Annotated in this window: 19 protein-coding genes; 17 read left to right on the forward strand and 2 right to left on the reverse strand. The window is 55.2% G+C overall.

What is annotated here, in order from left to right:
* The first annotated feature begins 116 nt into the window (after positions 1 to 116).
* Both fabB and AB6731_RS00160 read left to right on the forward strand, forming a co-directional pair.
* Entirely contained in the window at positions 117 to 1334 is a 1218-nt protein-coding gene (gene fabB, locus AB6731_RS00155) for a beta-ketoacyl-ACP synthase I (RefSeq protein WP_014171039.1), read from the forward strand.
* 206 nt (positions 1335 to 1540) lie between these two features.
* Positions 1541 to 2719, forward strand: coding sequence for an MFS transporter (locus tag AB6731_RS00160; RefSeq protein ID WP_371005728.1), 1179 nt, complete (start codon positions 1541 to 1543; stop codon positions 2717 to 2719).
* Between the two features lie 76 nt (positions 2720 to 2795).
* On the opposite strand, the gene flk is transcribed toward AB6731_RS00160, so the two are convergent.
* Positions 2796 to 3800 carry a flagella biosynthesis regulator Flk gene (gene flk / locus AB6731_RS00165; protein WP_371005729.1) on the reverse strand — a complete coding sequence of 335 codons (1005 nt, stop codon included), beginning with the start codon at positions 3798 to 3800 and terminating at the stop codon, positions 2796 to 2798.
* Positions 3801 to 3914: 114 nt separating this feature from the next.
* On the opposite strand from flk, the gene pdxB reads away from it, so the two are divergent.
* The 15 genes from pdxB (at position 3915) to hisP (ending at position 17984) form a co-directional block, all read left to right on the forward strand.
* Positions 3915 to 5051 (forward strand): 4-phosphoerythronate dehydrogenase PdxB, encoded by a 1137-nt coding sequence (gene pdxB, locus AB6731_RS00170; protein ID WP_025203570.1) that lies wholly within the window; start codon positions 3915 to 3917, stop codon positions 5049 to 5051.
* Between the two features lie 67 nt (positions 5052 to 5118).
* Complete coding sequence (locus AB6731_RS00175) at positions 5119 to 6132, forward strand: aspartate-semialdehyde dehydrogenase (protein WP_014171035.1); 1014 nt, start codon at positions 5119 to 5121, stop codon at positions 6130 to 6132.
* Entirely contained in the window at positions 6132 to 6944 is an 813-nt protein-coding gene (truA, locus tag AB6731_RS00180) for a tRNA pseudouridine(38-40) synthase TruA (RefSeq protein ID WP_032678619.1), read from the forward strand. The genes AB6731_RS00175 and truA overlap by 1 nt, the downstream gene beginning before the upstream one ends.
* Positions 6945 to 6972: 28 nt before the next feature.
* Complete coding sequence (locus AB6731_RS00185) at positions 6973 to 7632, forward strand: DedA family protein (RefSeq protein WP_020883122.1); 660 nt, start codon at positions 6973 to 6975, stop codon at positions 7630 to 7632.
* A 154-nt stretch (positions 7633 to 7786) separates the two neighbouring features.
* A complete protein-coding gene (gene accD / locus AB6731_RS00190; RefSeq protein ID WP_020883123.1) occupies positions 7787 to 8692 on the forward strand; it encodes an acetyl-CoA carboxylase, carboxyltransferase subunit beta in 906 nt (301 codons plus the stop codon).
* Between the two features lie 67 nt (positions 8693 to 8759).
* Positions 8760 to 10028 carry a bifunctional tetrahydrofolate synthase/dihydrofolate synthase gene (folC, locus tag AB6731_RS00195; protein ID WP_050737141.1) on the forward strand — a complete coding sequence of 423 codons (1269 nt, stop codon included), beginning with the start codon at positions 8760 to 8762 and terminating at the stop codon, positions 10026 to 10028.
* The gene (dedD, locus tag AB6731_RS00200) at positions 10018 to 10719 is read left to right on the forward strand and encodes a cell division protein DedD (protein WP_014171030.1); all 702 of its coding nucleotides are present in this window, start codon (positions 10018 to 10020) and stop codon (positions 10717 to 10719) included. The genes folC and dedD overlap by 11 nt, the downstream gene beginning before the upstream one ends.
* Before the next feature lie 211 nt (positions 10720 to 10930).
* Positions 10931 to 11419 (forward strand): colicin V production protein, encoded by a 489-nt coding sequence (gene cvpA, locus AB6731_RS00205; RefSeq protein WP_000262116.1) that lies wholly within the window; start codon positions 10931 to 10933, stop codon positions 11417 to 11419.
* A 36-nt stretch (positions 11420 to 11455) separates the two neighbouring features.
* A complete protein-coding gene (purF, locus tag AB6731_RS00210) occupies positions 11456 to 12973 on the forward strand; it encodes an amidophosphoribosyltransferase (protein WP_014171028.1) in 1518 nt (505 codons plus the stop codon).
* Between the two features lie 89 nt (positions 12974 to 13062).
* Positions 13063 to 13632 carry a UbiX family flavin prenyltransferase gene (locus tag AB6731_RS00215; RefSeq protein WP_025203573.1) on the forward strand — a complete coding sequence of 190 codons (570 nt, stop codon included), beginning with the start codon at positions 13063 to 13065 and terminating at the stop codon, positions 13630 to 13632.
* 290 nt (positions 13633 to 13922) lie between these two features.
* Positions 13923 to 14705, forward strand: coding sequence for a lysine/arginine/ornithine ABC transporter substrate-binding protein ArgT (gene argT, locus AB6731_RS00220; RefSeq protein WP_014171026.1), 783 nt, complete (start codon positions 13923 to 13925; stop codon positions 14703 to 14705).
* 226 nt (positions 14706 to 14931) lie between these two features.
* Positions 14932 to 15714 carry a histidine ABC transporter substrate-binding protein HisJ gene (gene hisJ / locus AB6731_RS00225; RefSeq protein WP_020883126.1) on the forward strand — a complete coding sequence of 261 codons (783 nt, stop codon included), beginning with the start codon at positions 14932 to 14934 and terminating at the stop codon, positions 15712 to 15714.
* 88 nt (positions 15715 to 15802) lie between these two features.
* Positions 15803 to 16489: a histidine ABC transporter permease HisQ gene (locus tag AB6731_RS00230; RefSeq protein WP_020883127.1), complete on the forward strand. Its 687-nt coding sequence runs from the start codon at positions 15803 to 15805 to the stop codon at positions 16487 to 16489.
* Complete coding sequence (locus AB6731_RS00235) at positions 16486 to 17202, forward strand: ABC transporter permease (protein WP_008502590.1); 717 nt, start codon at positions 16486 to 16488, stop codon at positions 17200 to 17202. Before AB6731_RS00230 ends, AB6731_RS00235 begins: the two co-directional genes overlap by 4 nt.
* 8 nt (positions 17203 to 17210) lie before the next feature.
* Positions 17211 to 17984, forward strand: a complete 774-nt coding sequence (hisP, locus tag AB6731_RS00240) for a histidine ABC transporter ATP-binding protein HisP (protein WP_020883129.1) — start codon at positions 17211 to 17213, stop codon at positions 17982 to 17984.
* Positions 17985 to 18031: 47 nt separating this feature from the next.
* Here hisP and AB6731_RS00245 read toward each other — a convergent pair whose 3' ends face one another.
* Positions 18032 to 18541, reverse strand: coding sequence for a GNAT family N-acetyltransferase (locus AB6731_RS00245; protein WP_032678617.1), 510 nt, complete (start codon positions 18539 to 18541; stop codon positions 18032 to 18034).
* Positions 18542 to 18560: the final 19 nt, after the last annotated feature.

Raw genomic sequence — 18560 nt, forward strand, 5'->3', positions numbered from 1 at the left:
GTGCGTCCATCGGTGCAAATTTCCGCAGAAAATGTCTGATCGGACTTGTTCGGCGTACAAGTGTACGCTATTGTGCGACTCGAAACTTAATATAGTGCGACTTACAGAGGTATTGAATGAAACGTGCAGTGATTACTGGCCTGGGCATCGTTTCCAGCATCGGTAATAACCAGCAGGAAGTCCTGGCATCTCTGCGTGAAGGACGCTCCGGGATCACTTTCTCTGAAGAGTTTAAAGATTCAGGTATGCGTAGCCACGTATGGGGTAACGTCAAACTGGACACCACCGGTTTGATTGACCGTAAAGTGGTTCGTTTCATGAACGATGCCTCTATTTATGCTTATCTCTCCATGCAGGAAGCGATTGCGGATGCGGGTCTGAGCGCGGAAGTTTACCAGAACAACCCACGCGTAGGTCTGATCGCCGGTTCCGGTGGCTCATCTAAAGCGCAGGTCTTTGGTGCCGACGCAATGCGTAGCCCACGTGGTCTGAAAGCGGTAGGTCCTTATGTTGTGACTAAAGCTATGGGTTCAGCGGTTTCCGCTTGCCTGGCGACCCCGTTCAAAATCCACGGCGTTAACTACTCCATCAGCTCTGCCTGTGCGACCTCCGCACACTGCATCGGTAATGCGGTTGAGCAGATCCAGCTGGGTAAACAGGATATCGTGTTTGCTGGCGGCGGCGAAGAACTGGGCTGGGAAATGGCCTGTGAATTCGACGCAATGGGGGCACTGTCCACCAAATATAACGAAACTCCGGATAAAGCATCCCGTACCTATGATGCGCACCGTGACGGTTTCGTTATCGCAGGCGGCGGCGGTATGGTTGTGGTTGAAGAGCTGGAGCACGCGCTGGCGCGTGGTGCGCACATCTACGCTGAGATCGTGGGCTACGGTGCAACGTCTGACGGCGCTGACATGGTGGCTCCATCCGGTGAAGGCGCAGTGCGCTGCATGAAGATGGCGATGCACGGCGTTGACACACCAATCGACTACCTGAACTCCCACGGTACCTCTACTCCGGTAGGCGACGTGAAAGAGCTGGGTGCGATCCGTGAAGTGTTCGGCGACAACAGCCCGGCTATCTCCGCGACCAAAGCCATGACCGGTCACTCTCTGGGTGCTGCTGGCGTTCAGGAAGCGATCTACTCTCTGCTGATGCTGGAAAATGGCTTTATCGCCCCAAGCATCAACATTGACGAGATGGACGAGCAGGCCGCAGGTCTGAACATCGTGACCCAGCCAAAAGAAGCGACACTGACTACCGTCATGTCCAACAGCTTCGGTTTCGGCGGTACTAACGCCACGCTGGTGATGCGTAAGTACAACGCATAAGTTCTGACTGATTCAAAAGGGGAGCCTGACGGCTCCCTTTTTTTATGCATTGACAAGCGGCTGATCTCGCAGGCAAACTTCCTACCTCAACATTATCCTCACGATAATGCGTAAGCGTTCAACGTCAACCAACGCACCTAAATCCTGGTTATCAGGAAGAGGGGGCGTGGTTTTTCCCCGCCTTACTCTTCATTTCGGAGTAAAGCATGACTGCAGTCACTCAAACAGAAACAACCTCTTCAGCGAACGTCTCGCTGTTTCGCATCGCGTTTGCGGTGTTCCTGACCTATATGACCGTCGGCCTGCCGCTGCCGGTGATCCCGCTGTTTGTTCATCAGGAGCTGGGCTATGGCAACACCATGGTCGGCGTCGCTGTGGGTATTCAGTTCCTGGCTACGGTATTAACCCGCGGTTATGCCGGACGTCTGGCGGATCAGCACGGGGCAAAACGCTCGGCGTTACAGGGCATGTTTGCCTGTGGTCTGGCGGGAGGTGCATGGCTGCTGGCCGCTCTCCTGCCGGTTGACGCTGCGTATAAATTTGCGCTGCTGATCGTGGGGCGTTTAATCCTGGGCTTTGGTGAAAGCCAGCTCCTGACCGGTACGCTGACATGGGGTATGGGACTGGTGGGGCCTGCACGCTCCGGCAAAGTCATGTCCTGGAATGGCATGGCCATTTATGGCGCGCTTGCCGCAGGCGCCCCGCTCGGGTTGCTTATCCACAGCCACTTTGGCTTTGCCGCGCTGGCAGCGACTACCCTGATGCTGCCGCTGCTGGCATGGGCATTCAACGGTCCGGTACGTAAAGTCCCTGCCCATAAAGGGGAGCGCCCGTCTTTGTGGAGCGTGGTGGGCCAAATCTGGCAGCCGGGCCTTGGCCTGGCCCTGCAGGGCGTCGGTTTTGCGGTAATCGGTACGTTCGTCTCGCTCTACTTTATGAGCCGCGGCTGGGCGATGGCAGGTTTTACGCTGACCGCCTTTGGTGGCGCATTTGTCTTAATGCGCGTGCTGTTCGGCTGGATGCCGGATCGTTTTGGCGGCGTGAAGGTTGCAGTGGCGTCACTGGTGATTGAAACCCTGGGTTTGCTATTACTGTGGAGTGCACCCGTTGCGTCCGTCGCGTTGTTAGGCGCGGCGTTGACCGGCTGCGGATGCTCGCTTATTTTCCCGGCGCTGGGTGTGGAGGTGGTAAAACGTGTCGCCCCGCAGGTGCGTGGCACGGCGCTTGGCGGCTATGCGGCGTTTCAGGATATCTCATACGGGGTAACCGGGCCGCTGGCAGGCCTGTTAGCGACATCGTTCGGGTATTCGTCTGTTTTCCTGGCGGGCGCGGTTGCAGCGGTTGTGGGCATTGTGGTGACGCTGGTGGCGTTTCGTCAGTCTTAGAGGTTAAGTGCCGGGGCGGCAAGCCTTCCCCGGTGTGCTGTCGGCCCGGCAGGCGTAGCGCCACCGGGCGAAACCGTTATGCGACCAGCCAGAAAATCGCCAGTGCAATCATTAACGCAATAAACATCAACCCTGGACGGGCAGAGAGGGTTCTGAACGTTTCCACCACTGGCGCAAACAGCGGATTGTAGATTGGCTGTATGTTTCGTGCTTCCGGCACGCCCCCTTCGCGTTCGGCGCGGCGAACGAAAATCTGATTGAGCACATCCTGCACCTGCGCGGTGGTCAGTACCGTTTGCGGTGTGGCCTGCCAGGTTTGCTGGGCGTAATCACGAATGGCGTCAAATTCGTTCGGCTCCAGCGGCTGTTTAAGTGCCGCCTGAACCGTGTGCAGGGTTGGAGCGGTCTGGGTGCTGAGCGTCTGACGCGCCTGTAGCCAGGTCACCAGATGCGTAAACTGTTTCGCCGGGATCAGCTCGCCCGCTTTTACGCCGGAGAGTTCCAGCATTGATTGCCAGATAAGCTTCGTCGGTTCGCCGGTGGCGGCGGCCAGCTTGGTCACCATCTGCTTGAGCGTATTGTGCTCGGCAGGCAGCAGCGGACGCTCGGTCGCAGGGCGTTGCTGAGGCTGTGGAATTGACAGCTGATTGGTTTGCAGCAGCGTCAGTACGGTTTTGAGCTGTTCCGGGGTCAGCTGGCTCAGGGCGGTCTGACCAAACTGCTGGCGAATAAAATCACTCACCGCCTGGCGGTTATTTCCCTGGCCCAACAGCTCGGTCAGCTGCGAGACAATCTGGCGTGTGCTGTGATTCTGCTGTGCAGTATCAATCCGCTGGTTCAGGTTTTGCTCGGCAGCAGGGAAATGGCGCGACTGCAAAGGTGCGTCGTTCCTGACACCTAAATCGTGCTTTACCCCAGCCCAGACTTCCGCGTTTTGCTGCGACGTCAGCGCGATCAGGCGCGTGATCAGTCGCTCCAGCACGGTGCGCTGTTGTGTGGATAGCGGTTGTTCGCCTGCAACGTTTGTCGTAACAGGGCCTTCACCCGGAGGGCGCGGCGGCGTACCTGAAATGGGCTGCATCGTCAAAAAATCCTTAAAGTCAAAACTCAGCGTAAACCTGGCAGACGTATATGCCTGGCGGCCAGATTATGGCACACTTGATGGGTTTTCTTCCTCTCAAACAGGTACTCAGACGTGAAAATCCTCGTTGATGAAAATATGCCTTATGCCCGCGAGCTCTTTAGCCGCCTCGGCAACGTTAAGGCTGTCCCGGGTCGGCCGATCCCGGTAAACGAGCTGGATGATGCAGACGCGCTGATGGTGCGCTCGGTAACCAAAGTAAATGAGGCGTTGCTCTCCGGCAAAGCAGTGAAATTTGTCGGGACCGCAACGGCAGGGACGGATCATGTGGATGATAAATGGCTTAAGCAGGCGGGGATCGGTTTTTCAGCCGCGCCGGGCTGCAACGCCATTGCGGTCGTGGAATATGTCTTCTCCTCCCTGCTGATGCTGGCAGAGCGCGACGGTTTTGCGTTGCAGGACCGTACCGTCGGGATTGTTGGTGTGGGCAACGTGGGCGGGCGCCTGCATAAACGTCTTGAGGCGTTAGGCATTCGTACCCTGCTGTGCGATCCGCCGCGCAAAGACAACGGTGATGAAGGCGACTTCCGTTCGCTGGATGAACTGGTTGCACAGTGCGATGTGATCACTTTCCATACGCCACTGTTTAAAGAGGGGCCTTATAAGTCGCTGCACCTAGCTGACGAAGCCCTGATCCGTCGTCTGAAGCCTGGCACTATTCTGATAAATGCCTGCCGGGGCCCGGTGGTCGATAACCTTGCGCTGCTGAAATGTCTGGACGAGGGGCAAGCGCTTAGCGTGGTGCTGGACGTCTGGGAGCCGGAGCCTGAGCTTAACGTTGCGCTGCTTAACAAGGTGGACGTCGCAACGGCGCATATTGCCGGTTATACCCTTGAAGGAAAAGCCCGCGGCACGACGCAGGTCTTTGAGGCCTATAGCGCCTTTATCGGCCATCCACAGCAGGTGGCGCTGGATACCTTACTGCCTGCGCCTGAATTTGGCCGCATTACCCTGCACGGGCCACTCGATCAGGCAACGCTGAAACGACTGGTCCATTTGGTGTATGATGTGCGCCGCGATGACGCGCTGCTGCGTAAAGTGGCGGGTATTCCGGGTGAGTTTGATAAGCTGCGCAAGAACTATGTTGAGCGCCGCGAGTGGTCTTCCCTGTATGTGATTTGCGACGACGCAACGGCTGCGACGCAGCTGCATAAACTGGGTTTTAACGCCGTTCATCACCCGGCACATTAATGTCTTCTTAATGCTCCCTGTTGGATACTCCGACAGGGACGCTTTTTTATTTCTGGAGTAAACCACCATGTCTGAAGGCTGGAACATTGCCATTTTAGGTGCCACGGGTGCCGTGGGTGAAGCCCTGCTCGAAACCCTTGCTGAGCGTCAGTTCCCGGTGGGTGATATCTATGCGCTGGCGCGTACAGATAGCGCGGGTGAACATCTGCGTTTTGGCGGTAAATCTGTCATGGTTCAGGATGCGGCCGGGTTCGACTGGACTCAGGCGCAGCTGGCGTTTTTTGCAGCCGGTGCTGAGGCTACGGCGTCTTACATTGAAGAGGCCACCAACTCGGGTTGTCTGGTGATTGATTTAAGCGGTCTGTTCGCGCTTGAGCCGGATGTGCCGCTGGTGGTGCCGGATGTGAACCCGTTTGTGCTGGCAGACTACCGTAACCGCAACGTTATCGCCGTACCGAACAGCCTGACCAGTCAGCTGCTTACCGCGCTGAAACCGCTGATCGACGAAGGCGGCCTGTCGCGTATCTTCGTCACCAGCCTGCTGTCTGCGTCTGCCAACGGCAAGCAAGCGGTTAACGCGCTGGCCGGGCAGAGCGCGAAATTGCTGAGCGGCGTTCCGATTGATGAAGACGACTATTTTGGTCGTCAGCTGGCGTTTAACATGCTGCCACTGCTGCCGGATCGCGAAGGCAGCGTGCGCGAAGAGCGCCGTATTGTCGATGAAGTCCGCAAAATCCTGCAGGATGATGGCCTGATGATCTCTGCCAGCTGCGTGCAGTCTCCTGTCTTCTACGGCCACGCACAGATGGTCGGTTTTGAAGCGCTGCGCCCGCTCGCCGCAGAAGAAGCGCGTGACGCGTTTGGTCGCGGTGAGGATATCGCCCTCTCCGAAGAGAGTGAGTTCCCGACGCAGGTTGGTGATGCGACCGGTAGTGCACATCTGTCTGTTGGCTGCGTGCGTAACGATTACGGAATGCCTGAGCAGATCCAGTTCTGGTCAGTTGCCGATAACGTTCGCTTTGGCGGCGCGCTGATGGCGGTGAAAATTGCGGAGAAACTCGTGCAGGAGTACCTGTACTGATGTCAGAAGTGGATCACAAGCCTGTTCATAAAATTGCCCTCGGTATTGAGTACGATGGCAGTAAGTATTATGGCTGGCAGCGTCAAAATGAGGTGCGCAGCGTCCAGGAAAAACTGGAAAAAGCGCTCTCTCAGGTGGCGAACGAACCGATAAGCGTTTTCTGTGCCGGGCGTACGGATGCCGGCGTTCACGGCACGGGGCAGGTGGTTCATTTTGAAACCACCGCTGTGCGAAAGGACGCCGCATGGACGTTGGGGGTGAATGCGAATTTACCTGGAGACATTGCGGTTCGTTGGGTTAAAGATGTTCCCGAAGATTTTCATGCGCGTTTCAGCGCCACCGCGCGCCGTTACCGCTATGTCATCTACAATCAGCGTCTACGTCCGGCGGTGTTAAGCCAGGGCGTGACGCATTTTTATGAACCGCTTGATGCTGAACGTATGCATCGTGCAGCGCAGTGTCTGATTGGTGAAAATGACTTTACCTCGTTCCGTGCGGTGCAGTGCCAGTCCCGTACGCCGTGGCGTAATGTCATGCACATAAACGTCAGCCGTTATGGCGCGTATGTGGTGGTGGATATCAAAGCCAATGCCTTTGTACATCATATGGTGCGGAATATTGTGGGCAGCCTGATGGAAGTGGGCGCCGGACACCAGCCGGAGAGCTGGATTGCAGAACTGCTGGCAGCGAAGGACAGAACGCTTGCGGCAGCCACGGCGAAAGCGGAAGGGCTGTATCTGGTCTCGGTAGACTATCCGGATCGGTTTGACCTGCCGAAACCGCCAATGGGCCCGCTGTTTTTAGCGGACTAATCAAAGGTGCAATTAAGGCTTAGACAAAATGGACGTAATACGTTTTTTGATTGATTTCATCCTGCATATTGATGTTCACCTGGCGGAGCTGGTCGCGCAGTACGGCGTCTGGGTTTACGCTATTCTGTTCCTCATTCTGTTCTGTGAAACCGGTCTGGTTGTCACCCCGTTCCTGCCGGGGGATTCACTGCTGTTCGTGGCCGGCGCGTTATCCGCGTTACCGACTAACGATTTGAATGTGCATCTGATGGTTGTGTTGATGGTTATCGCCGCGATTATTGGTGATGCGGTGAACTACACGATTGGACGGGTGTTTGGTGAGCGGCTTTTCAGCAATCCGGACTCGAAAATTTTCCGTCGCAGCTATCTCGACAAAACCCATGCGTTCTATGAACGTCATGGCGGCAAAACCATTATCCTTGCCCGTTTTGTGCCTATTGTGCGTACATTTGCACCGTTTGTGGCGGGAATGGGGCATATGTCCTATCGTCACTTTGCGGCATATAACGTTGTTGGCGCGCTGCTGTGGGTGTTGCTGTTTACCTATGCCGGCTACCTGTTTGGCGATCTCCCGGTGGTCCAGGAAAACCTTAAGTTACTGATTGTAGCGATTATTGTGCTTTCGGTACTGCCTGGGGTTATTGAGATTATTCGTCACCGACGTGCGGCAGCAAAGCAAGCGAAGTAAATGCATACTGGCGGTTCGACCACTTTTTTATCCAAAGTTTCGGGCTGTTATGTTTTAATGTGCAACATTCATGGTCTGTTGGAGGCAAAAATGGCATTATTCGCCTCTTATAGCAAAACTGGCATACGACCAGGTTCAGGCAGAAAGGTTATCAATGAGCTGGATTGAACGAATTAAAAGCAACATAACCCCGACTCGTAAAGCGAGCATTCCTGAAGGGGTATGGACGAAGTGTGATAGCTGCGGCCAGGTTCTGTACCGCGCAGAGCTGGAACGCAATCTTGAGGTGTGTCCGAAGTGTGACCACCACATGCGTATGACGGCGCGTAATCGCCTGCATAGCCTGCTGGACGAAGGTTCTCTGGTAGAACTGGGTAGCGAGCTTGAGCCAAAAGACGTGCTGAAGTTCCGTGATTCCAAAAAATACAAAGACCGTCTGGCCTCTGCACAGAAAGAGACCGGCGAGAAAGACGCGCTGATCGTCATGAAAGGCACCCTGCACACGATGCCGGTGGTAGCTGCCGCGTTTGAGTTCTCCTTTATGGGGGGCTCAATGGGCTCTGTCGTGGGTGCGCGCTTTGTGCGTGCCGTTGAGCAGGCGCTGGAAGACAACTGCCCGCTGATCTGCTTCTCCGCCTCCGGTGGTGCACGTATGCAGGAAGCGCTGATGTCGCTGATGCAGATGGCGAAAACCTCTGCTGCGCTGGCGAAAATGCAGGAGCGCGGTTTGCCGTACATCTCCGTGCTGACCGACCCGACGATGGGTGGCGTTTCCGCAAGCTTTGCCATGCTGGGCGATCTGAACATCGCTGAGCCGAAAGCGCTGATCGGTTTTGCGGGTCCCCGCGTCATCGAACAGACCGTACGTGAAAAACTGCCGCCGGGCTTCCAGCGCAGTGAGTTCCTCATCGAAAAAGGCGCTATCGACATGATCGTCCGCCGTCCGGAGATGCGCCTGAAACTGGCAAGCATCCTGGCGAAGCTGATGAATCTGCCAGCGCCGAACCCGGATGAGCCGCGCGAAGGCGTGGTGGTACCGGATCAGGAACCCGAGGCCTGATAACTGAAAAGGGCAGGGCCGGATGGCGCTGCCCTTTTGCTTTCTCAACTGTTAATGACCGGGCATCATGGAAAATAAAAGCATTCCCCAAGCCACGTCGCCCCTGGCCGCGTGGCTTTCTTATCTGGAAAACCTGCACAGTAAAACCATCGATATGGGGCTTGAGCGCGTAAGCCAGGTTGCCGCGCGTCTCGACGTACTGAAACCAGCGCCGTTTGTGTTCACCGTTGCCGGAACGAACGGTAAAGGCACGACGTGTCGCACGCTGGAATCTGTCCTGATGGCAGCAGGCTATAAGGTTGGTGTTTACAGCTCTCCACACCTCGTGCGGTATACCGAGCGGGTGCGTGTGCAAAATCGCGAGCTGCCGGAATCAGCGCATACCGCCTCTTTCGCGGAAATTGAAGCTGCGCGCGGTGAAATTTCATTAACCTATTTTGAATACGGCACTCTGTCGGCACTGTGGTTGTTTAAGCAGGCGCAGCTGGACGTGGTGATTCTGGAAGTCGGCCTCGGCGGGCGTCTTGATGCCACCAACATGGTGGATGCGGATGTGGCCGTCGTGACCAGCATTGCGCTGGATCATACCGACTGGCTGGGGCCGGATCGCGAAAGCATTGGTCGCGAGAAAGCCGGGATTTTCCGGGCGAATAAACCTGCCGTGGTCGGCGAGCCGGATATGCCTCACACCATTGCAGAGGTGGCGAATGAGACGGGGGCGCGTCTGCTGCGCCGTGGCGTAGAGTGGCAGTATGAGGTTCAGGCAGACGGCTGGCGCTTTAGCGATGCGCAGGGCGCACTGGACAACCTGCCATTGCCGCAGGTGCCGCAGCCTAACGCGGCAACCGCGCTGGCGGCATTGCGTGCAAGCGGTCTGGCGGTGAGCGAGCAGGCGATTCGCGAGGGCATTGAGCGGGCGATCCTGCCCGGGCGTTTCCAGATTGTCAGCGAGTCACCGCGCCTGATCCTCGATGTGGCGCACAACCCGCATGCCGCGGCGTATCTCGCGGGACGTCTCAAATCGTTACCAAAAACCGGGCGCGTGCTGGCGGTTATCGGTATGCTTCATGATAAAGATATTGGCGGTACGCTGGCCTGCATGGAGAGTGTGGTCGATAGCTGGTATTGTGCTCCTCTGGAGGGGCCACGCGGGGCGACCGCTGAGCAGTTGATGGAACATCTCGGCAAAGGCGCAATCTATAATAGCGTGGCTCAGGCCTGGCATGCCGCGATGGCGGATGCTAAACCAGAAGATACCGTGCTGGTGTGTGGCTCGTTCCACACGGTGGCACATGTCATGGAAGTGATGGACGCGGGGAGAACCGGTGGCGAGTAAGTTTCAGAACCGTTTAGCAGGAACAATAGTGCTGGTGGCGCTGGGAGTCATTATTCTTCCGGGCCTGCTCGACGGGCAGAAAAAGCACTATCAGGATGAGTTTGCAGCCATTCCACTGGTACCGAAACCGGGCGATCGCGACGAGCCGGATATGCTGCCTGCGGCGACACAGGCCCTTCCTGCTCAGCCGCCGGAAGGCGCAGCGGAAGAGGTTCGCGCGGGCGATGCGGCTGCGCCGTCTCTTGATCCGTCTCGTCTGGCGGCGAGCAACACCAACGATATCGATCCTGTACCGGTTCCGGTCGTGCAGCCTAAACCGGCTGAGAAACCGAAGCCGGTCGAAAAAACGCAGCCGAAACCGCAGCGTGATAAAACGAGCGAACAGCTTGCCGCAGCGACAGAGACACCGCCTCCGGCGAAACCGGCTCAGCAGGAAGCCGCTCCGACGGGCAAAGCCTACGTCGTGCAGCTGGGTGCGCTGAAAAATGCCGATAAGGTCAATGAGGTGGTGGGTAAACTGCGCAGTGCGGGATATCGTGTTTACACTTCACCTTCCACGCCGGTACAGGGTAAAATTACCCGTATTCTCGTGGGGCCAGAAGCGTCCAAAGATAAGCTTAAAGGATCGCTGGGTGAGCTGAAGCAGATCTCCGGCCTGAGCGGTGTGGTGATGAGCTACAGCGCGAACTAACCCCTCCCTCACCCTTATCCTTTCTATGAGGAGAGGGTGGGGGGAAGAGTGACGGCAGACGTCCACAGAGACGTAAAAAGCCACGGCGTTGAACATTTTTTCAGCGCCTTTTTTATTTACGCGCGGGAAGGAAATCCCTACGCAAACGTTTTCTTTTTCTGTTAGAATTCGCCCCGAACTGGATGACAGGGCGTTAAATCGTGGGACACATATGGTCTGGATTGATTACGCCATCATTGCGGTGATTGGTTTTTCCTGTCTGGTTAGCCTGATCCGTGGCTTTGTTCGTGAAGCGTTATCGCTGGTAACCTGGGGTTGTGCTTTCTTTGTTGCCAGTCATTACTACACTTACCTGTCTGTCTGGTTCACGGGCTTTGAAGATGAACTGGTCCGAAATGGAATCGCTATCGCGGTGCTGTTTATCGCGACGCTGATTGTCGGCGCTATCGTAAATTACGTGATAGGTCAGCTGGTCGAGAAAACCGGTCTGTCAGGAACAGACAGGGTACTCGGGATCTGTTTCGGCGCACTACGAGGCGTGCTGATTGTGGCCGCGATCCTATTCTTCCTGGATACCTTTACCGGGTTCTCCAAAAGTGAAGACTGGCAAAAATCGCAGCTCATTCCAGAGTTCAGTTTCATCATCAGATGGTTCTTTGACTATCTGCAAAGCTCGTCGAGTTTCTTGCCCAGAGCGTAATGCGCTCTGAGATGTGGCTTAACGAGGAAAAGACGAATGTGCGGTATTGTCGGTATCGCCGGTTTCATGCCGGTAAACCAGTCGATTTATGACGCGTTAACGGTGCTTCAGCACCGTGGGCAGGATGCTGCGGGTATCATCACCATTGATGCAAACAACTGCTTCCGTTTACGTAAGGCGAATGGTCTGGTAAATGATGTGTTTGAAGCCCGCCATATGCAGCGTCTGCAAGGTAATATGGGGATCGGTCACGTTCGTTATCCTACTGCTGGCAGTTCCAGCGCCTCTGAGGCTCAGCCTTTCTACGTCAACTCACCGTATGGCATCACGCTTGCCCACAATGGCAACCTGACCAACGCGCACGAGCTGCGTAAGAAGTTGTTCGAAGAGAAACGTCGCCACATTAACACCACCTCTGATTCTGAAATTCTGCTCAATATCTTTGCCAGCGAGCTGGATAACTTCCGTCACTACCCGCTGGAAGCAGACAACATTTTTGCCGCCGTTGCCGCGACTAACCGCCAGATCCGTGGTGCGTATGCCTGCGTGGCGATGATTATCGGCCACGGGATGGTTGCCTTCCGCGATCCAAACGGCATCCGCCCGCTGGTGCTCGGTAAGCGCGATCTCGGTGATGGTCGTACCGAATACATGGTTGCCTCTGAAAGCGTGGCGCTGGATACCCTGGGCTTCGAGTTCCTGCGTGATGTTGCGCCTGGCGAAGCGGTCTATATCACTGAGAAGGGCCAGCTGTTCACCCGCCAGTGTGCTGACAACCCGGTGAGCAATCCGTGCCTGTTTGAATATGTTTACTTCGCCCGTCCGGACTCGTTTATCGACAAGATTTCCGTTTACAGCGCGCGCGTGAACATGGGGACAAAACTTGGCGAGAAGATTGCCCGCGAATGGGACGATCTGGATATCGACGTCGTTATTCCTATTCCGGAAACGTCCTGCGATATCGCTCTGGAAATCGCCCGCATTCTGGACAAGCCATACCGTCAGGGGTTTGTGAAAAACCGCTACGTTGGTCGTACCTTTATCATGCCGGGTCAGCAGCTGCGCCGTAAGTCCGTGCGTCGTAAACTGAACGCAAACCGCGCTGAGTTCCGCGATAAAAACGTACTGCTGGTGGATGACTCCATCGTTCGTGGCACCACTTCAGAACAGATTATTGAGATGGCGCGCGAAGCGGGTGCGAAGAAAGTGTATCTGGCCTCAGCCGCACCGGAAATTCGTTTCCCGAACGTGTACGGCATCGATATGCCAACCGCCAACGAGCTGATCGCTCACGGTCGTGAAGTGGACGAAATTCGTCAGATCATCGGTGCCGACGGCCTGATTTTCCAGGATCTGAACGATCTTATCGACGCAGTACGCGCTGAGAACCCGGATATTCAGCAGTTCGAATGCTCCGTGTTTAATGGCGTCTACGTGACGAAAGACGTTGACCAGCAGTACCTCGACTACCTTGATTCGCTGCGCAACGACGATGCGAAGGCCGTCCAGCTGCAAAACGATCTCGAAAGTTTAGAGATGCACAACGAAGGTTGATGTCTGTGCAAGTGAGGGCATTTGCCCTCACTTGCAACTCCCCGCAAAATCCTGCACAGTCTGCCCTGAAATCAGTTAGGGCGAAAATCATGAAACGACTCATTGTTGGGCTCAGTGGTGCCAGTGGCGCGATTTACGGCGTACGTCTGTTACAGGTGCTGCGTGACGTGGCAGAAGTGGAAACGCATCTGGTCATGAGCCAGGCGGCACGTCAGACCCTCTCTCTTGAAACCGACCTCTCACTGCGTGATGTCCAGGCGCTGGCGGATGTGGTTCACGATGCCCGCGATATCGCCGCCAGCATCTCCTCTGGCTCGTTTAAAACGGCGGGCATGGTTATCCTGCCTTGTTCCATTAAAACGCTCTCCGGCATTGTAAACAGCTATACCGACACGCTGGTGACCCGCGCCGCGGACGTGGTGCTGAAGGAGCGTCGTCCTCTGGTTCTCTGCGTGCGGGAAACGCCGCTGCACGTGGGACATCTGCGTTTAATGACTCAGGCTGCTGAACTCGGCGCGGTGATCATGCCACCGGTACCGGCGTTCTATCACCGGCCCGTTTCACTGGATGATGTGATTAATCAGACGGTTAACCGCGTTCTCGATCAGTTTGATATCGACCTGCCTGAAGACCTCTTCACCCGCTGGCAGGGTGCCTGAATCTGTGCACTCACAGCGTGCATGAAAAGATAACGTGCCCTGTTTCAGGGCAATTATGCAACGGCGATCATATCCTCGACATTTAATTCGCTTTTTCCCTTTTTCTCTTTCCGGTTCGTTCGGCAGACCTGCTATCTTTCACCATTAAGGCAATATCGCAACGTTTTATTAACATATTTAACGTCGAACTTTTCACCAGACGGCAATGTGGCATAAGACCTGCAAGAGAAGCCTGCAACACAACACACAACACAATACATAATAAAATCACGGTACTTGAGGGTAAATGTATGAAGAAGACGGTTCTGGCTCTGTCTTTGCTGGTGGGGTTAAGTGCGGCAGCAGGTAGCTACGCAGCGCTTCCACAGACAGTTCGTATCGGTACAGACGCAACCTACGCGCCATTCTCTTCCAAGGATGCGAAAGGCGATTTCGTTGGGTTTGATATCGATCTGGGAAATGAAATGTGCAAACGCATTGCGGTGAAATGCACATGGGTGGGCAGCGACTTTGATGCGTTAATCCCGTCGCTGAAAGCCAAGAAAATCGACGCCATTATCTCTTCTCTCTCTATCACCGAAAAACGTCAGCAGGAGATTGCCTTCTCTGACAAGCTTTACGCTGCAGATTCACGTCTGATTGCCGCTAAAGGCTCCCCGATTCAACCCACCATCGACTCGCTGAAAGGCAAGCATGTCGGCGTGCTTCAGGGCTCAACGCAGGAAGGGTTTGCCAATGCGAACTGGCGTGAGAAGGGCGTCGATGTGGTGGCGTACCAGAACCAGGATCTGATCTACTCTGACCTGGCGGCAGGCCGTCTGGATGCGGCATTCCAGGATGAAGTCGCCGCGAGTGAAGGCTTCCTGAAACAGCCAGCGGGCAAAGAGTACGCTTTTGCTGGCCCGTCCGTGAAAGACAAAAAGTACTTTGGTGACGGTACGGGTATCGGCCTGCGTAAGGACGATACCGAGCTGAAAGCCGCCTTCGACAAAGCGTTTGCTGAGCTGCGTAAAGACGGTACCTACGACAAACTGGCGAAGAAATACTTCGACTTCAACGTCTACGGTGACTAATACCTGACGGCAATGCACTACTGAGGTGCATTGTTGGGCGGGATGATTCAATATGGTGCAATTAATGCACTGTATTGGATCGCTGTGTGCATACTTACGCATTTATAATGCAAAAAATCCCGGCTCAAAGGCATTATTCTTTGCCTGACGGAGGGGATTGATGGCACATTAGCACCACCCCGTCGTCGTAAAAATCCCGTATGTAGACAGTTTGTTGAGGACAGATATGAAAAAACTAGTATTGTCACTTTCTCTGGTGCTGGCCTTTTCCAGCGCCACCGCGGCATTCGCAGCAATTCCGCAGAAAATTCGAATCGGTACCGATCCTACCTATGCACCGTTCGAATCGAAGAATTCTAAAGGTGAATTGGTTGGTTTTGACATCGATCTGGCCAACGAACTGTGCAAACGCATCAAAGCGCAGTGTACCTACGTTGAGAACCCACTGGACGCGCTGATCCCGTCGCTGAAAGCGAAAAAAATCGACGTGATTATGTCCTCGCTCTCCATCACTGAAAAACGCCAGCAGGAGATTGCTTTCACGGACAAACTCTACGCGGCAGATTCACGTCTGGTTGTCGCCAAATCTTCCGACATTCAGCCCACTCTCGAGTCGCTGAAAGGCAAACGCGTGGGCGTGCTGCAGGGGACTACTCAGGAAACCTACGGTAACGAACACTGGGCGCCGAAAGGGATTGAAATCGTCTCTTATCAGGGACAGGAAAATATCTACGCTGACCTGACGGCAGGCCGCATTGACGCGGCATTCCAGGATGAAGTCGCGGCGAGCGAAGGCTTCCTGAAGCAGCCGGTCGGCAAAGACTATAAGTTTGGCGGTCCATCCATCAAGGATGTGAAGTTGTTTGGTGTAGGCACCGGTATGGGCCTGCGCAAGGAAGACAACGAACTGCGTGAAGCGCTGAACAAAGCGTTTGCCGAAATGCGCGCTGACGGCACGTACGAGAAAATTGCGAAAAAATACTTCGATTTTAATGTTTACGGCGGCTAATCGCCCCGTCAAATAACGTGCAGCCCCTCCCACTGTGGGAGGGGAAAAGACACGGTTCCACCACTCACGATACGACAGGGCTCGCGGTATGCTGTACGGATTTTCTGGCGTTATTTTACAGGGCGCGCTTGTCACCCTTGAGCTGGCTCTCAGCTCCGTGGTGCTGGCGGTGCTGATAGGTCTGGCGGGCGCAGGGGCGAAGCTTTCGGCTAACAAGCCGCTGGCGCTGATTTTTGAAGGCTATACGACGCTGATTCGCGGTGTTCCCGATCTGGTGCTGATGCTTCTGATCTTTTACGGTCTGCAGATTGCGCTTAACAGCGTGACGGACGCAATGGGTATGGGACAAATCGATATCGACCCGATGGTGGCCGGTATTATTACGCTCGGTTTTATCTACGGGGCCTACTTCACCGAAACCTTCCGCGGCGCGTATATGGCTGTGCCGAAAGGCCACATTGAAGCGGCAACCGCATTCGGTTTCACCTCCTCACAGACGTTTCGTCGAATCATGTTCCCGGCCATGATGCGCTATGCGCTTCCAGGTATCGGTAACAACTGGCAGGTTATTCTTAAGGCAACCGCGCTGGTCTCTCTGCTTGGCCTGGAAGATGTGGTGAAAGCGACCCAGCTTGCCGGCAAAAGCACCTGGGAACCGTTCTACTTTGCGGTGGTATGTGGCGTAATCTATCTGGTCTTTACGACCGCCTCCAATGGTGTGCTGCTTCTGCTCGAACGTCGCTACTCCGTGGGTGTGAAGAGGGCTGATCTGTGATTGAGATTATTCAGGAATACTGGAAATCGCTGCTGTGGACAGATGGCTATCGCTTCACCGGCGTCGCCATTACGCTCTGGCTTCTGATCTCCTCCGTGGTGATGGGCGGCATTCTGGCGGTATTTCTTGCCATTGGTCGTGTGTCGAACAATAAATTTATCCAGTTCCCAATCTGGTTGTTTACCTATGTGTTTCGCGGTACGCCGCTATACGTGCAGCTGCTGGTGTTCTATTCGGGGATGTACACGCTTGAGATCGTAAAAGGCACTGAAATGCTCAATGCGTTCTTCCGCAGCGGTCTGAACTGTACGGTGCTGGCATTGACGCTCAATACCTGCGCCTATACCACCGAGATTTTCGCAGGGGCGATTCGCTCTGTCCCGTACGGTGAGATTGAAGCGGCGCGTGCGTACGGCTTCTCCTCCGTGAAGCTTTACCGTTGCATCATTCTGCCGTCGGCGCTGCGTATTGCGTTACCGGCGTACAGTAACGAAGTGATTCTGATGCTGCACTCCACGGCGCTGGCCTTTACCGCCACGGTGCCGGACTTACTGAAGATTGCCCGGGATATTAACTCGGCAACCTATCAGCCGTTTACCGCATTCGGTATTGCGGCAGTGCTTTATTTGATAATTTCATACGTCCTGATTAGCCTGTTCCGTAAGGCAGAAAAACGCTGGTTGCAGCATATAAAACCTTCTTCGACGCACTGAGAATGATGATGGCTGAGAACAAATTAAACGTTATTGATCTGCACAAACGCTACGGCGAACATGAAGTGCTGAAAGGGGTGTCGCTGCAGGCAAACGCGGGCGATGTCATCAGTATTATCGGCTCATCCGGCTCCGGTAAAAGTACTTTCCTGCGCTGCATTAACTTCCTCGAAAAACCGAGCGAAGGCTCAATTGTGGTGAGCGGGCAGAACATCAATCTGGTGCGTGACAAAGACGGCCAGCTGAAGGTGGCGGATAAAAATCAGCTACGTCTGTTGCGTACGCGCCTGACGATGGTTTTCCAGCACTTTAATCTCTGGAGCCATATGACGGTACTGGAGAACGTAATGGAAGCGCCAATCCAGGTGCTGGGTCTCAGCAAACAGGACGCCCGCGACCGTGCGGTGAAATACCTGGCGAAAGTGGGTATTGATGAGCGCCAGCAGATGAAGTATCCGGTACATCTGTCCGGCGGGCAGCAGCAGCGCGTATCCATAGCCCGTGCGCTGGCGATGGAGCCGGAAGTCTTGCTGTTCGACGAACCGACCTCCGCGCTGGACCCGGAACTCGTTGGCGAAGTGCTGCGCATCATGCAGAAGCTCGCCGAAGAGGGCAAAACGATGGTGGTGGTGACGCACGAGATGGGCTTTGCCCGGAACGTCTCTAACCACGTCATCTTCCTGCATCAGGGGAAAATCGAAGAGCAGGGGCATCCCGATGAGGTGTTAGCGAACCCGCAAAGCCCGCGTTTGCAGCAGTTCCTGAAGGGGTCTTTGAAGTAGGTTTTGCCTTTCCCCTCTCCCTGTGGGAGAGGGCCGGAGTGTGGGCATCAGACCGCACCACACTCCAGTCGATACACCCAGTCGTCATACCGCACACCGTTAATCTCATACGCTTTTTCCAGCACCTGCGTGCGCACAAAACCCGCTTTCTCCAGTACCCGGACTGACCCGCCGTTGTCTGCCAGCACATATGCGTTAATCGCCTTTACACCCGTCTGGTTAAATGCGTAGTCACACACCGCGCGCAGTGCCTCACTGGCGATGCCCTGGCCTTGCGCGGCAGGCACGACCGTATAGCCGATATCCGCCTCTTCACGATTTTCAGCGCTGATTTGCAGGCCGATATCGCCCAGTGGGGTCTCTTCATCGCGTAAGCGGATAACGAACACATGCGCTGCCGTCAGACGTGCGGCAAACAGGCGTCGGGTCTCTTTTTCCGGGGCGATAGCGGCCATATACTGCATGATGGCGCGATCCTCGCGCAGGGCACGGAAAAAAGGCCAGTCAGTGGGTTCGAAGGGCGTGAGGTGGAGCCGGGGAGTGGTAATGGTTGCCATAGATATGCCATTTCGTCGG

It is taken from the genome of Enterobacter sp. RCC_40 (genome assembly GCF_041360735.1).
Lineage (GTDB): Bacteria > Pseudomonadota > Gammaproteobacteria > Enterobacterales > Enterobacteriaceae > Enterobacter > Enterobacter ludwigii.